Annotated in this window: 7 protein-coding genes; all 7 read right to left on the minus strand. The window is 73.8% G+C overall.

Features of this window, described 5'->3' with window-relative positions:
• Positions 1-34: 34 nt before the first annotated feature.
• From ACIQWX_RS22260 to ACIQWX_RS22290, 7 genes are read right to left on the minus strand one after another with little or no spacing between them, the layout of a single operon-like run.
• Entirely contained in the window at positions 35-871 is an 837-nt protein-coding gene (locus tag ACIQWX_RS22260; protein WP_400874009.1) for an SDR family NAD(P)-dependent oxidoreductase, read from the minus strand.
• 39 nt (positions 872-910) lie between these two features.
• Positions 911-1,375, minus strand: coding sequence for a GNAT family N-acetyltransferase (locus tag ACIQWX_RS22265; protein WP_400874012.1), 465 nt, complete (start codon positions 1,373-1,375; stop codon positions 911-913).
• A gap of 45 nt (positions 1,376-1,420) precedes the next feature.
• Positions 1,421-2,590: a glycosyltransferase gene (locus ACIQWX_RS22270; RefSeq protein WP_400874015.1), complete on the minus strand. Its 1,170-nt coding sequence runs from the start codon at positions 2,588-2,590 to the stop codon at positions 1,421-1,423.
• Positions 2,590-3,396, minus strand: a complete 807-nt coding sequence (locus ACIQWX_RS22275; RefSeq protein WP_400874018.1) for an alpha/beta fold hydrolase — start codon at positions 3,394-3,396, stop codon at positions 2,590-2,592. Before ACIQWX_RS22275 ends, ACIQWX_RS22270 begins: the two co-directional genes overlap by 1 nt.
• Positions 3,393-3,698, minus strand: coding sequence for an acyl carrier protein (locus tag ACIQWX_RS22280; RefSeq protein WP_400874021.1), 306 nt, complete (start codon positions 3,696-3,698; stop codon positions 3,393-3,395). The genes ACIQWX_RS22275 and ACIQWX_RS22280 overlap by 4 nt, the downstream gene beginning before the upstream one ends.
• On the minus strand, positions 3,695-8,023 hold the full coding sequence (locus tag ACIQWX_RS22285; RefSeq protein WP_400875858.1) for a beta-ketoacyl synthase N-terminal-like domain-containing protein: 4,329 nt from the start codon (positions 8,021-8,023) through the stop codon (positions 3,695-3,697). Before ACIQWX_RS22285 ends, ACIQWX_RS22280 begins: the two co-directional genes overlap by 4 nt.
• An 8-nt stretch (positions 8,024-8,031) precedes the next feature.
• Positions 8,032-14,892, minus strand: coding sequence for an SDR family NAD(P)-dependent oxidoreductase (locus tag ACIQWX_RS22290; protein WP_400874024.1), 6,861 nt, complete (start codon positions 14,890-14,892; stop codon positions 8,032-8,034).
• Positions 14,893-15,342 lie beyond the last annotated feature (450 nt).

The following is a 15,342-nucleotide window of genomic DNA, read 5'->3' on the forward strand; positions in this document are numbered from 1 at the left end:
GTGGATAGCCACCCGTTCCGGTGGTCCGTGCCGGTCAGAGCGTCCAGCGGTCCCGCGGCGGCGATTCGAGGACGAGCTCGCCGTCGACGGCCGCGGCAATCTCTTCGGGTGTCCAGACGTCCTGGTGCAGCACCGGCCGGATGATCGCGGGCTGGCGGACGGTGTGCAGGTGGCCGTCCGCCAGCCGGAACACCTGCCCGGTGACACCGTTCGACAGGTCGCTGAGGAGGTAGGTGACGAGCGGCGCGACCCGCTCGGGCGGGTGCGCGTCCGGGTTCCCCTTCGGGTCGGCGGCCATCAGCCGGGTCCAGGCGATCGGGCTGACGGCGTTGACGCGCACCCCGCGCCCGGCCAGGTCGGCCGCCCACGAGTACGTCATCGACGCGACCGCGCCCTTCGACGCCGAGTAGGCGGCGGCCCCGCGCTGCCCGATCATCGACCCGGACGTCACGTTGACGAGGACACCGTTGCCCTGGGCAACCATCACCTTCGCCGCCGCCGTGCCGCAGTGGAGCGGCCCGAGGACGTTGGTCTCGACCAGCGCCCGCATCCGCTCGGCGTCGTCGTCCTCCCACGGCCGCGCGTGGTAGCCGACGGCCGCGTTGTTGACGAGCCCGTCGAGCTTGCCGAACCGGTTGCGGCACAGGGTGATCAGCGCCCGGGCGTAGCCGGCGTCGGCCACCGAGCCGACGCTCGCCACGGCCTCGCCGCCGTCCGCTTCGATCGCGGCCACGGTCTCACGGGCCGGCTCGGCGTCGATGTCGTTGACCACGACCGAGGCACCCGATCCGGCGGCGTGCCGCGCGAACGCCCGCCCGAGCCCGCGTCCCGCCCCGGTGACCACGACCGCCCGTCCGTCCAGGATTCCCATGCGCACCAGTGTGACCGGGCCGGGTCCGGCCCGCACGGCTCAGGCTTCCCTGGCCAGCGTCACCTCGAACGGCCGGAAGCCCTGCGCCCGGTAGAACGCGAGCGCACCGTCGTTCGCCGCGTACGCCTGCACGACCAGTTCGTTCGCGCCGCGTTCCCGCGCCCATTCCACGAACGCGGACACCAGCGCTTCCCCCACGCCTTCGCGCCGGTGCTCGGCCGCGACCCGCATGCTTTCCAGCGCCGCCCGCACCGCTTTCGGCCGCAGCGAACCGACCGGCAGCAGCCGCCCGATCAGGTGGCCGGCGGCCGCGCCGTCCGCGCGGGCCAGCAGGCACAGCGCGTTCTCGTCCTGGACGAGGCCCTGGTAGTACGCCGCGCCTTCGCGAGCGGGCCAGCCGAGATCCATGCGCGGGTCACGGCTCCCGGCGTCCTCGGCGAACAACGCGGCGGCCGAGGCGACGAGTTCGGGAACGTCTTCGGTGACATCGACGGAAACAGTCATACCCAGCACGGTAACGACGTGTTTTTTCAGAGTAAACAACAACTTTCACGGCCGCAAATGAGCCAGGCTTTCCAGGGCGAGCTGTTCCAGATGACCGGCCGCGGCCGCGCTTCCGCCCGCGGCGTGGAAGGACGCCGCCACGGTCTCCGCCGCCCGCCGGTACGCCGGCTCGGTCAGCACCTCCGAAACCGCCGCCGCGACGCGCTCGGCGTCGGCGCGGCCGAACCGCAGCCGGATGCCCGCGCCCGCGGCCACGACCTGGGCGGCGACGATCGGCTGGTCGTCGCGGATCGGGGCGACCACCAGCGGCAGCCCGTGCCAAAGCGCTTCGCACACGGTGTTGTGGCCCGCGTGGCACAGCACCGCGTCCATCCGCGGCAGCAGCGCCAGCTGCGGGACTCGCGGCAGCACCAGGACGTTCGGCGGCACCGGGCCGAGCACCTCACCCGGGTCGACGAGCACCGCCCGCGCGTCGAGTCCGGCGAACGCCTCCGCCGCGGTCGCCAGGAACCGGCCGCCCGCTTCGGTGTTCGCCGTGCCGAGCGAGACCAGCACCGTCTGCCGGAGCGGGTCGAGCCACTCCCACGGGAAGTCCGTTGTGGACGGACGCTCGCCCAGCGCCGGCCCGACGAGCCGCACGCGCGGCGGGAGCGTGGCCGCGCCGAGCAGCTCGCGGGTGGTGAACGCCAGGACGCCGTGCGGCGAGAACCGCGGGTCGGCCGAGCCGCGGCCGCCGGCGATCCGCGTCCGAAGTTCGTGCAGCAGCGAACCGACCCAGTCCGCGACCTTCGGCATGCCCGCCAGCGGGTCGACCAGCTCGGCCGACGTCGTCGCCGACGTGACCCACGGCAGCCCGCGGGCCTCGGCCAGCACCCCGCCGGCCAGTGCCTGCTGGTCGGCGACCACGACGTGCGGGGCGAACGCGTCGATCGCCGCCGCGACGCCGGGCGCCATCGCGTCGGCCAGCGGGACGAGGAAGTCCTCCCAGAGGAACCGCAGCGCGGCCGGTCCCTTGAGCCCGGCCGGGCGCGCGGGCGCCCCGGCCGGCAGGTCGCAGGCGAAGACGAGCGTGTCCGGGCCGGCCAGCTGCCGGAGCAGTTCCTCGTGCCCCGCCCAGGCGACCTCGTGCCCGCGCGCGACGAGCTCGGCCGCGACGCCGGCGGCCGGGTTGACGTGCCCGACCAGCGGCGGGACGACGAACAGGAACCGGGCCACTACCGCGTCCGCACCGGGACGCGCGAGGTGTCGCGGACCCAGCCGAAGATCAGCTCGATCACTTCGGCGGTGCGCTCGACCAGCACCGAGTGGCCCTGGTCGGGCAGCACGACGCAGCGGCAGCGGTCCAGGTGCGTCTCGAAGTGCGGCACCTGCTCGGCGAGGCCGGAGTCGCCGCCGAAGATGGCGAACACCGGGCAGCGCACGGCCGAGAGGTCCGCGGCGATCGTCGCGCTGCGCGGGATGTCCTCGGCGATCGTGGTGGTCTGGAGGATCTTGTTGGCCGCCTTCGACAGCCGCGCGGTGTGCGCGCCGTGGTTGTCGGCGATCCAGCCGATGACCTCGTCGATCGCCAGCCGGGTCTTCGCGTCGGCGAGGCCGTCGGCCATGTGCCGCGTCCACTCTTCGGTCGGCGGTTCGCCCTCGATGACGACGACGCTCGCCACCCGGTCCGGGCGGGCCGCCGCGAGCCCGAACGCGACCGACGCGCCGAAGGAGTTGCCGACGACGTGCACCGGCCGCGTCACCTCGCACGCGTCGAGGACCGCGACGAGGTCGCCGACGAACTCCTCCAAGTGGTAGCCGGCCGCCGGCCGGGTCGTGCGGCCGTGCCCGCGCAGGTCGTACATCAGCACGTCGAGCCCGCGCTCGGCGAAGGCCGGGCCGAGCGTGAAGTAGTAGCTGGCGAGGCTGTCGGTGAGCAGGCCGTGCACGCACACGACGAGCGGCGCGTCCCCGTCGAGCGGCACGTCGGGGGCGAGCCGCTGGACGTGGACGTCCAGCTCGCCGGCGCGGACCTTGCTCACGCCGTCGCCCGCAGCGAGGCGACGATGTAGCGGACGAGCTCGCCGACGGTCAGCGCGATGATCTCGTCGAGGTCGCGCTCGGCGATGAAGGTCGCGAAGTTGACGCGCTCGCCGTAGTGCTCCCGCAGCTGCCCGGACAGCGCCACCAGGTCGACGCTCTCCAGCTCGAGGTCGTCGTGGAACGTCGTGTCCATGGTGATCTCGGCGTCGTCGAGGCCGTACTCCTCCAGCAATTCCCGCAACATGCCGCCGAGCTGGGCGAGCACGGTCGCTTCGTCCGTGGCCGTGGTCTCGATGCTCATCCCGCGGTCTCCTTCGTCTCTTCGGTCCAGGCGACGACGTACCGGCGCGGCGGTGCGCCGGGCAGGCTTTCGACGTCGGTGCAGTGCACGAGGAAGCCGGTGCCGGCGGCGCGGACGGTCAGCTCGTCCGGCGTCGCCGCGACGACTTCGAAGTCTCTCGGCTCGCCGCGCAGCCCGGTGCCGAGCAGCTTCGCCACGGCTTCCTTGGCCGTCCAGAACCGGGCGAACCAGCGCTCCGGGTCGCCGCTCAGCCCGGCGAACAGGGCCTGCTCGCCCGCGCCGAGTGCGGCGTCCACAGTGGACTCCGTGCGGGCGGCGACCTCTTCTACGTCGATGCCGCACCGGCCGGGCCGGGCGATCGCCACGCCGACCTCGCCGCGGTGGGCCACCGAAATCGTCAACGGCGGCAAGGACCGGCCGTACGCCCCGGTCGCGTGGGGACGGCCGGCCTCGTCGTTGCCGATCCGCAGCTCGGCCGGGAACATCTCGCTTTCGCCGCGGGCCCACAGGAACTGCCGGACGGCGTCCTTCGCCGCGATCCGGCCGAGCAGCCACTGGCGCCGGCCGCGCGGCGGGCGTTGGTCGTAGGCCTCGCGTTCGGCACCCGCGAGGTAGTTGCGCATGATCAGTTCGCGAGTGGCCAGGTCGGGCCACTGCTCGTGCACCAGCGCCCAGCCGCCCGGCTGCTCGATCGACAGCGTCGAGCGCTCCGGCGTCCGGTCGGCCTGGCGGATGTGCGGCGTGCTGTCGAACCGGCGGTCGCGCCAGCCGGTGAACTCGGCCCACACCTGTCCGTTGTGGACGAGCTGCATGTCGGCGTCGAGGAACTCGCCGGTCAGCCCGGTGATCTTGACCAGGCAGTCGAGGCGCTCCCCCGGTGCCGGGTGTGGGCCGTGGAACCGGATCTCACGCATGCCGACGGGGAAGACGGTGGTGCGCTCGCGCAGCCGGGACATGATCCAGTAGCCGAGCACCTGGCCGACGTTGTCGAGCAGCGCGCCGGGTGCGGCGGGGGTTGTCAGGACGGCCCGGACGTGCCGCTCGCCGACCGCCGTCAGCTCGGTGACGCCCTGGAAGCGCGGGCCGTGGAACATCCAGCGTTCGTCGTACAGCTGCGCCGCCGTGGTCTCGGGGACCTGCTCGGCCGACGCGGGCAACGCCCAGGGTGCGGGCGCGTCCGCCGGGTACGCCGGGGCGAGTTCCACGGTGGCCTGGGAGTAGCCGTCGAGGGCCGCGAGCACGCGGTCGGGGCCCTGCGGCCGGACGCGCACGCCGACGGTGACCGCCGGCACGGCCGTGATCCACTGGGTCAGCCGGACGTCGTGCACGGCGACCGCGTGGCGGCCGGGCGCGGCCTGTTCGGCGAAGCCCATCAGGTGGCCGATCACCGTGGTCGCCGGCACGACCGGCCAGCGGTCCCCGGGCTCGGCCTGCGGCGGCTGCTTGAAGAAGCAGTGGTCGAGCAGGTACGGCATCGTCTCGACCGACACGGTCAGGGACGTGTCCAGCTCCCTCGGCGGCGGAGCTTTCACGTGAAAGCTCCGTCCTGGGGCAGCACTTTCACGTGAAAGTGCCGCTTCGGGACGGCCCGCGAGCACGGCGGAGGCCAGGTCGGCGGTGTCCTTGAGCAAGGCGGCGAACTCCGCGGCGAGCGGGCCTTTGCCCGCCAGGTCGTCCACAGTGGACTTGCGGACGGCGGGCAGCGCGATGCGCGCGCGGACCTCGTCGTCCAGGGAGATCAGCCGGCCGCCGAGGTCCAGCTTGACGGCCTTGTGCGGGGCCGGGCGATCGCCGGGCAGCCGCGTGAAGTCGATGTCGAGGCCGTCGGCCCACAACGCCGTCGCGATGCGGCGCAGCTGGGCGAGCCCGGGCCGGTGCGCGGAGTGCGCGGCCACGACCAAGTGGTCTTCGCCGTGCAGGGTGTCGCCGACCAGCGAACCCAGCTGACCCGCGCCGACCTGGACGAACGCCCGGACGCCTGCCGCGTGCAGCGCGCGCACCAGCGGCCGGAACCGGACCGGCTCCAGCAGGTGCCGCACGAACAGTTCGCGGATCCCCGCCTCGGTCGCCGGGTACTCCGACACCGTGGTCGCCGACCAGAGCGGCATCCGCGGCGGGTGCAGGGTGAACCGCGCCGCCGCCTCGCGAATCGGGCCGAGGTAGGGGCGCAGCATCGGCGTGTGGAACCCGGACCGGAAGGGCAGCACCTGGGCGACGATGCCGGCGTCCCGGAAGCGCGTCACGAGGGCCTCGACCGCGGTTGCGGGGCCACAAACCATGGCCTGGTTGGGCGAGTTGTCGTGGGAGAGCACGACGTCCGCGCGGCCGGCCAGCTCTTCGAGCACGCGGGGCGCGGGCGTGCCGATGGCCGCGAACGCGAGGCCGGGGACGACGAGCGCGTCCGGGTCGAACCCGGCGAGGAACGCGTCGACCTCCTCTTCGGCGTACACGCCGGCGAAGGCCATCGCCGTCCACTCCCCCAGGCTGTGCCCCGCGACGGCGTCCGGGGTGACCCCCAGCCGGCCGAGCGCGGAGCCGAGCAGCCTGCCCAGCTCGAACACCGCGGTGCCCTGGCGCCCGACGTCGCCGACTTCGACGTCGTCGTGGTCCCACGGCAGGCCGAAGTGCCGGGCGACGTCGCCGCAGTTCAGCGCCAGTTCCGACTCCAGGCCGGGGAACACGAACGCCAGCTTGCCGCCGCCCGGGCCGAGCAGCGGGCGATCGGCGAACCAGACGTCGTTGCGGCCGCGCCACGGCTTCCCCCGGCCGACCGCCTTGCGGGCCAGCGCCAGGCGCTTCTCGGTCGGGTCGACGATGCCGAGCCGGACGGGTCCGTCGCCGGTCGGCCGCGTTCCGGGCCGGTCCAGCAGGTCGCGCAGCTCGTCGACGCTGCGGGCCGCGAGCCGCAGCACGCGCTCGGGCTCGCGGACGACGACCGGCTTCGCGCGCCCGGGCGCTTGTTCGAGGACGACGTGGGCGTTGATCCCGCCGAACCCGAACGCGTTGACCCCGGCCCGGCGCACCGGCGCGTCCCACTCCTTCGCCGTGTCCAAAGTGGAGAACCGGGTCCTGGCGAGCGCGGGGTGCGGGTCGTCGCAGTGCAGGGTGGGCAGCAGGACGCCATGGTGCACGGCCAAGGCCGCCTTGACCAGCCCGGCGATCCCGGCCGCCGGCATCGTGTGCCCGATCATCGACTTCACCGAGCCGAGGACCGCCGCGCCCGCGGGGCCGAAGACCTCTTCCAGGGTGGCGAGTTCGGCCGCGTCACCGGCCGGGGTCGCCGTCCCGTGCGCTTCCAGCAGCCCCAGCGAGTCCGGTTCGGCGGGGTCGAGCCCGGCCGCCGCCCACGCTTGGCGGACCGCGCGGACCTGGCCGCCGGAGTCCGGGTTGGCCAGGCTCGCCGTCCGGCCGTCGGAGGCGACACCGGTCCCGGTGATCACGGCGTACACGCGGTCGCCGTCGCGTTCGGCGTCGGCCAGGCGCTTGAGCACGACGACGCCGGTGCCCTCGCCGATGAGCACGCCGTCGGCGTCGCGGTGGAACGGCCGGATGCGCTCGGACGGCGACAGCGCGCCGAGCTGGGTGAACACGCTCCAGAACGTGATGTCGTGGCAGTGGTGGACGCCGCCGGCGAGCACGACGTCGCAGCGGCCGGACGCGAGTTCGCGCACCGCGTGGTCGACGGCGATCAGCGAGGACGCGCAGGCGGCGTCCACTGTGTACGCCGGGCCGCGCAGGTCGAGGCGGTTGGCCAGCCGGGACGCGGCCAGGTTGGGCACGAGCCCGATCGCGGACTCCGGCGCCTCCGGGCCGAGCTGGTCGGTGAAGGCCTGCCGGACGGCGTCGAGCCGGTCCGCACCGAGTTCCGGCAGGAGTTCGCCGAGCGTGCGGACGAGCTGGCTCGCGGTCCGGACGCGCTGGTCGAGCCGGACCAGCCCCGGCGTCAGGTAGCCACCACGGCCGAGCACCACGCCCACCTTCGCCCGGTCGGCGGGCAGCCGGTCCGGGCCGCCCGCGTCCGCGAGGGCCTGCGCCGCGACGCGCAGTGCGATCAGCTGGTCGGGTTCGGTGGCGGGCACCGAGTTCGGCATGATCCCGAAGCCGGTGACGTCCACTTCGGCCAGTTCGTCGACGAACCCGCCGCGGCGGCAGTAGACGCGGTCGGCGCGCCGCTCGTCCGGCGCGTAGTGGACGCCGTCCCACTTCTCGGGCGGGACTTCGGTGATGGCGTCGACGCCGCCGACGAGGTTGCGCCAGTACGCCGCGAGGTCCGGGGCACCCGGCAGCAGCACCGACATCCCGACGATCGCCACGCGCGGGTCCATCACCACCGTCACCACCCCGATGCGGTGTGGACGACGGCGGAGACGTCCTGGCGACCCCAGGCCAGCTCGCGCAGCAGGCCGAGGGTGCCTTCGTCGGGGTCGATCAGCTCGATGCCGCGACGGGCGTAGTCACGCATCAGCTCGGGCGTCACCATGCCGTCGTGGTCGCCGGTGGGCGCCCACGGTCCCCAGTGGACGGTGACCGCCCGCCCGGCAGGCCACCGCCGCCCGAGGGCTTCGAGTGCGTCGTTGGCGGCGGCGTAGTCCGACTGGCCGCGGTTGCCGAGCGTCGCGGCGATGCTGCCGAAGAGCACGACGAACTTCGGCTCGTCGGGCAGGTCGGCGGTGGCCTCGAGGAGCGTCCTGGCACCGTCCACTTTGGTCCCGTAGACGCGGGCGAACGACTCGGGCGTCTTGTCGGGGACGAGCTTGTCCTCGATGACACCGGCGGCGTAGACGATGCCGTCGAGCCGGCCGTACTCGGCGTGGATCTCCTTGACCGCGCGGTGCACGGCTTCGGCGTCGAGCATGTCGACGGACTGGTAGCGGACCGGGCTGCCGCGTTCCGCCAGTTGCGTCAGGGTCGTGCGGACTTCGCGTTCGCTCAGGACGCGCCGGACGGTCTTCTCGATCTCGGCGGGGCTCTTCAGTCCCTTTTCGACGAGGGCGGCGCGCAGGGCTTTGGCGTCGTGGGCGTGGGGGAACTCGTCGCCGGTCGGAACGGGGGTGCGGCCGAGCAGTTCGACGCGGCAGCGGGTCGCGGCGGCGAGGGTGGTGGCGAAGCGGGCGGTGATGCCCTTGGCGCCCCCGACGAGCAGGACGACGGAGTCCCGGTCCAGCCCGATGGCGGCCGCTTCGGCGGCGCCGTCGCCGGCCGGGCCCGCGCCGCTGCTGCCGAGGAGGCCCAGGGGCTGTTCGCTGGGCGCGAGGCCGCGCCGCTTTCCGTCCCTGAGAACGACGGGCTCGCGGTCCACTGTGGACAGCTCGGCGACCAGCTGTGCGGGGTCGGCGTGTTCGACGACCCGGGCGAGGGTACCGGGGTACTCGCGGGAGACGCTGCGGTAGAAGCCGCGGAGCCCTTCGGCGGGTCCGGCGGTGAGCAGCCAGCGAGGTTTCTCGGCGAGGATCGCCTGGTACTGGGGGAAGGCGGCGGGCAGGACGGGATCGCCGTCGGGGAGGTGCAGGTAGCCGTCGAACCCGGGTCGGACGTCGGTACTGATCTCGGCGTCGGCGCCGTGCGTGACGAGTTCGGTGCGGACGGCTTCGGCCTGGGGACCGGAGCCGAGCACGAGGAACCGGCTCCCGGCGATGTCCGGGCTGGTGGCGGGAGCGAGGTCGACTTCGGTCATGAGGTACCGCTTCGGCGCGACGATCACCGGCTGCGGTCCGGAGTGGTGAACCCCAGGCTGGGATTCAGCCCGGCGCCCGGCTGGTTGGCCGGCGTCGGGCTCCGGCCGGAAGTGGTTCGCCGCACTGCTGCCATCGCCCGTCCCCGCCAGGCCGCCGGCAGCGCCGGGGCCGAACATCTCGGCGATCCCCGCGGCCGTGCGCGCCTTGGCGAGTTCCTCCACGTCACCCGTGCCGAGGCGAACCGTCAGCTCACCCGCGATCTCGGCGCGCTTGATCGAGTCGATGCTCAAGTCGGCTTCCAGGTCGAGATCGGGCTCGATCATCTCCACCGGATAACCCGTCCGGGTCCCGATCACCTCGACCACGGTCTCCAAGACCGAGCGCCCCAATGTGGCCTTCGGTGCGTCAGACGCACCCAAGGCGGCCTTCGGTGCGTCTGACGCAACCAAGGCCACATTGGGGCGCACCTCGCCGACCAGTTCCGCGATCGCCGCCGCCGTTCGAGCCTTGGCGAACTCCTCGATGTCGCCGCCCGCTAGGCCCAGCCGGGTGGCCAGCTCGCCGGCGATTTCCGCCCGCTTGATGGAGTCCACGCTCAAGTCGGCTTCCAGGTCGAGGTCCGGCTCGATCATCTCCACCGGATACCCGGTCCGCTCTCCGATGACCTCGACGATCGTTTCCAGCACCGGCCGCTCGGAAGGCACCACCACCGGGACCGGCAGCGCCTCGACAACCGGCACCGGTGCTGACACGACGACCGGCGCCTCACTGCCCAGGTACCCCAAGAGCACGTCCCGCTGAGCCGCGATCATCTCCCGGCTCGTCCGCAGGAAGTCGGTGACCATCGCTTCCGCGGTCGACTCCGGCACCGCCACCGACGACCCGAGCGAAACCCGCGAAGCCGGACGGAGAGCCCCAGCCGGAATGACACCGTCGGCCGTGCGGAGGAGATGGCCGTCGACCGTCCACCCGGGACGCTTCCGCCGCGGCACGGAAGCCGCGTCCACCGCGTCGCGGCCGCGGAACAGCCAGCCCGTCTCGACGTCCACCCCGGCCACCGCCAGCTGCGCCAAAGCGCCCAGGAACCCCGGCAGGCCACGGCGGCCCGGCTGCTCGAACCCGACCGTCCGATGGGGACGGTCCCCGAGGATCGCGCCGACCTGCCTGGCCAGCACCACACCCGGTCCCGCCTCGACGAACACCCGCGCGCCCGCCGCGTACATCGCCTCGATCTGCTCGACGAACCGGACCGGCGAGCCCACCTGCGCGGCCAGCTCACCTCGGATGTCGTCCGGCGACTCCGGGTACGGCGCCGCGGTCCGGTTCGAGTACACCGGGACGGCGGGCCGCACGACACCGATCGCGTCGAGGTCGCGGCCGAACGTCTCCCCCGCCGCCGCGACCAGGGGGCTGTGGAACGCGCACGCGACCGGGAGCCGCTTGGCGCCGAACCCCGCCGCGCGCAGCCGCCCGACCGCGTCCTCGACGTCGGCAGTCGGGCCGGAAATGACCGTCTGCGACGGCGAATTGTGGTTGGCCAGCACCACATCGGATCCGGCGAGCACCGACTCGACCGACGATGCCGACGCCGACACGGCCGCCATCGCGCCCGGGTCGCCCGTGGGGATGGCGCCGAGGATCGCCGCCGCCCGCGCGTGGCTGGCGTGCAGCAGCGCCTCCGGCGTCAACGCGCCCGCCGCGGCCAACGCCGTCAGCTCGCCGTAGCTGTGACCGCCGAGCATCGCGGGCCGGACGCCGGCGCGGGTGAGCAGCCGGAACGCGGCCAAGCCGGTGAGGCCGAGCGCGGGCTGGGCGACGCGGGTGTCGGTGACGCGGTCGGCCAGCGCCTGCCGCGCGGGTTCGCCGAACACCGCCGGGCCGAACACGACGTCGGCGGTCGGCGGGTCCAGCCGCAGGTACCGCTGCAGTTCCGGGAAGGCGACGAACAGCTCGGCGAACATGCCCGGCCGCTGGCTGCCCTGGCCGGGGAACAGCACCGCGACCTCGCCGGGCTCGTCGGAGCCGGCGCGGTACAGGCCCGGGGCGTCCTCGCCGGCGAGCGCCTGCCGCAGCAACCCGGTCAGCTCGTCCACAGTGGACGCCACGACCGCGAGCCGCACCGGCCGGCCCTGGGCCCGCAGCGCCGCCGACAGCGCGAGGTCCCGCAGCCGCCACGGCTGCTGTCCCGCCGGGACGTCCGAAGCGAGCGCCAGCAGGTCGCGGACCGCCGCGTCCGTGCCGAAGACGAACAGCTCGGCCGGCCACTCGTCCGCCGACAGCGCGGGCGGGACGCTGTCGTGCGCGCCGAGCACGACGTGGAAGTTGGTGCCGCCGAAGCCGAACGCGCTGACCCCGGCGATCCGCTCGGCGGGCGGCGCGGCCCACGGCTGCGCGGCCGTCCGGAACACGAACGGACTGGTCGAGGCGTCCCACGCCGGGTTCGGCGCGGACAGGTGCAGCGTCGGCGGTTTGACGCCGGTGTGCAAGGCCAGCGCGGTCTTGATCAGCCCGGCCAGCCCCGCGGCGCACTTCGTGTGCCCGATCTGCGACTTCACCGACCCGATCGTGCAGCCGCCCGGCGCGGCCCCGGCCTCGGTGAACACCTTCGTCAGCGTGCCCAGCTCGGTCCGGTCGCCGACGACGGTGCCGGTGCCGTGCGCCTCGACCAGTCCGACGCGGGCGGGCGAGACGCCGGCGTTGCGGTACGCGCGGGTCAGCGCGGTGTGCTGGCCTTCCGGCCGCGGCGCCGTGAGACCCAGCGCCCGCCCGTCCGAAGCCGCCCCGACGCCCTTGATCACGGCGTAGACGCGGTCGCCGTCGCGTTCGGCGTCGGCGAGCCGCTTCAGCGCGACGCAGGCGACGCCTTCGCCGAGCGCGATGCCGTCGGCCGCGCTGTCGAACGTCGCCGACCGCCCGGTCGGCGAGAGGGCGTGCGCCGAGGCGAACAGCAGGTAGTCGTTGATGCCGTTGTGCAGATCCGCGCCGCCGCACAGCACGAGGTCGCTCGTGCCGGCCGTCAGCTCCTTGCAGGCGACGTCGACGGCGGTCAGCGACGACGCGCACGCGGCGTCCACGGTGTAGTTCGCGCCGCCCAGGTCGAGCCGGTTGGCGATCCGGCCGGCGATCACGTTGGCCAGCACACCGGGGAACGAGTCCTCGGTGATCCGCGGCAGCTGATCGTCCAAAGCGGACGGCAGTCCGCCCACATAGGACGGCAGGACGGTCCGCAGGGACATCGCGTTCGACAGGTCGCTGCCCGCCTCGGCGCCGAACACGACCGACGTCCGGGCCCGGTCGAACGGGCGGTCTTCGTAGCCGGCGTCCACGAGCGCGCGGTGCGCGGCCTCCAGGGCCAGCAGCTGCACGGGTTCGATGCTGGCCAGCGACGACGGCGGGATGCCGTACTTCAGCGGGTCGAAGCCGATTTCGGGCAGGAACCCGCCCCAGCGTGACGGCGTCTTCTCCCCCTGGCCCTCGGGGTCGTAGTAGAGCGAGGTGTCCCAGCGTTGCGGCGGCACCTCGGTGACCGCGTCCGCGCCGGCCAGGACGTTCGCCCAGAACGTCGCCAGGTCGGGCGCCTGCGGGAACATGCAGGCCATCCCGACGATCGCGATGTCGAGGGGTTCGGGCGCCGGGGGTTCCGCCGTCTCGACGGCGAAGGCGGCCGCCCGCTCGCGCAGGACCGCGTTCGCGCCTTCGCCGACCGCGGTGTGCAGGGCGGCGATCGTCGTGACGGCCGAGCGCAGCACGGCGACCTCGCCCGCCATGAACATGCCTTCGGCGAGCTGCCGGTCCTCGCCGACGTCACGCAGCTCGGCGCCGACGCGCTCGATCCCCTTGCTGGCCAAGCGAAGCCGGCCGACGTTCAGCTGCTCCAACCGTTCCCAGGCGTCCCGGCTCGGGACGTCCTGTTCGGCGAGGTCGGCCTTGATCGCCGCGTACTCCTCGGTGAACGGGCTGCGGACGCAGCGGGTGGCGTGGCCCGGCGCGGTCTCCAGGAGGTCCGTGTGCTCGGCGCCGAGCAGGCTGCGCTGGAACAGCGGGAGCACGGCGCCGGCGTCGACGGCCTCGCGGGTGAAGAGGTAGGCGGTGCCCATGAGCACGCCGATCGCGGCGCCGCGCGCGGCCACCGGCGCGGCGAGCGCGGCGACCATCGCCGCCGAGCGCTCGTCGTGGATCCCGCCCGCGAAGAGCAACTGCAGGTCGGCGGCCGCGTCCGGCGTGGCCGCGACGAGGTCGGCGAGGACGCCGAGCTGCGCCTCCCACAACGGGAAGCTGGTACGCGGCCCGACGTGGCCCCCGCACTCCGAGCCCTCGAAGACGAACTTGCGGGCCCCCGCTTCGAGGAACTGCTTCAGCAGTCCCGGCGACGGCACGTGGAGGAACGTCGAGATCCCCGCCTCTTCCAGCGCCGCGGCCTGCGCGGGGCGGCCGCCGGCGATGATGGCGTGCGTCGGCCGCAGCTCGCGGATCACTGCCAGCTGCGCGGCTTTGACGTCTTCCGCGGCGAAGCCGAGGACACCGACGCCCCAGGGTGCGTCGCCGACGGCTTCCCGGGTCCGTTCCAGGACGTCGCGGGTCTGGTCCGGCCCGGACAGGGCCAGCGCGATGAACGGCAGGGCGCCACCCGCGGCCACCGCGGCCGCGAACGCCGGCTGGTCGCTGACGCGGGTCATCGGTCCCTGCGCGATGGGCAGCGCCGTGCCCAGCGCGCGGCTGCCCGCGCTGCCGGGGCCGAGCACCGGGGTTTCGACGCGCAGGGCGTCACCGATGGCGTCGGCCAGGCCGCGCACGGCCGCGGTCACCGTGCCCCACCGGTCGCGGAACCGGGTGGCGAGGAAGACGTCCTGACCGGCTTCGATCGGCTCAGAACCGTGCCGTGAAAGGCGGCGGACGCCGTCGACGACCGTCGTCTCGGAGCCGTCCAGCCCGGCGAGGGCGCGGGTGAGCGCCGACGGCAGCTCGGCTTCCGGCAGCAGCGCGAGCTGGGTGTCGACGACGACCCCGGCCGCGCCGCCCGCGACCGCCGCGGCCGCGGTGTGCGGGCCGATCCCGCCCGCCGCCCACACCGGCACGGCGAAGTTTTCGAGCAGGGCCTGGAGCAGCACTAACGTGCTCAGCTCGCCGGTCCGGCCACCGCATTCGTGCCCGCGCGCGATCAGGCCGTGCGCTCCGCCGTCGACGGCTCGCGCGGCCGACGCGCGGCTCGTGACCTCGGCGAGCACCCGGCGACCGGGGAAGTCGCGCGCGGTGCACGGCGAGTCTTCGGTCAGCAGGACCGTGGTCACGGCTTCGGGCAGGTCGGCCACGGGGCCGGCCAGCCGGACGCCGTACTCCGGGACGCCCCACTCGGCGAGCAGCGCGAGCTCGTCCGCGGCGGCCGGGCCGCCGGTCAGGTCGAGGACGCCGAGCCCGCCCCCGCGCGCGGCGGCGGCGACCGCGCGCGCCGACGGCCACCGCACGGGGGACACGGCGACGATCAGGCCGGCCGATCCGCGGTCGGCTTTCGGAACACGCATGGGAACTCCCGCTACGCACGAAAGGGTGATGGCAACGGGGAGTACTTAAGCGGGTTCGCACCGCCGTCGTCAACAACCCACCACGATTTCGTCGTACCGGTTCAGAAAATTCGCGATGGACCAGCCGGAAGACGCAAGAATTTAACGCCGCCGTCACGTTCCGCGGCCCGACCTGGGGTCCACGTGCCACACACCACCAGATGGGGCAAGCCTTCTCACCCGGCGGACGCAGTGCGACTGACCACACCGGACCACGACGACCGGCGGTCCTGCCGTTTCCCGCGTACAACACAAAGCGTCGTGGCGGTAAAAACCACCACGACGAACGAGCTGTCCCGCAATCCGGAATCCGCGGAATTCCGGATTGCGCGTCCGCTATTTTCCCGGCATTTTTACCCACAGCCGAAAGCGGCGCCCAGCCCCGGCGCGATTCGCGTCGCCGGAACCGGG

This window comes from Amycolatopsis sp. NPDC098790, assembly GCF_044759945.1.
In the GTDB taxonomy this organism is placed as follows: domain Bacteria; phylum Actinomycetota; class Actinomycetes; order Mycobacteriales; family Pseudonocardiaceae; genus Amycolatopsis.

Bases quoted from the DNA above. Each gene is read 5' to 3' on its own strand.
- ACIQWX_RS22290 (WP_400874024.1), bottom strand. From the start codon at position 14,892: ATGCGTGTTCCGAAAGCCGACCGCGGATCGGCCGGCCTGATCGTCGCC.
- ACIQWX_RS22285 (WP_400875858.1), bottom strand. From the start codon at position 8,023: ATGGACCCGCGCGTGGCGATCGTCGGGATGTCGGTGCTGCTGCCGGGT.
- ACIQWX_RS22265 (WP_400874012.1), bottom strand. From the start codon at position 1,375: ATGACTGTTTCCGTCGATGTCACCGAAGACGTTCCCGAACTCGTCGCC.
- ACIQWX_RS22260 (WP_400874009.1), bottom strand. From the start codon at position 871: ATGGGAATCCTGGACGGACGGGCGGTCGTGGTCACCGGGGCGGGACGC.
- ACIQWX_RS22280 (WP_400874021.1), bottom strand. From the start codon at position 3,698: ATGAGCATCGAGACCACGGCCACGGACGAAGCGACCGTGCTCGCCCAG.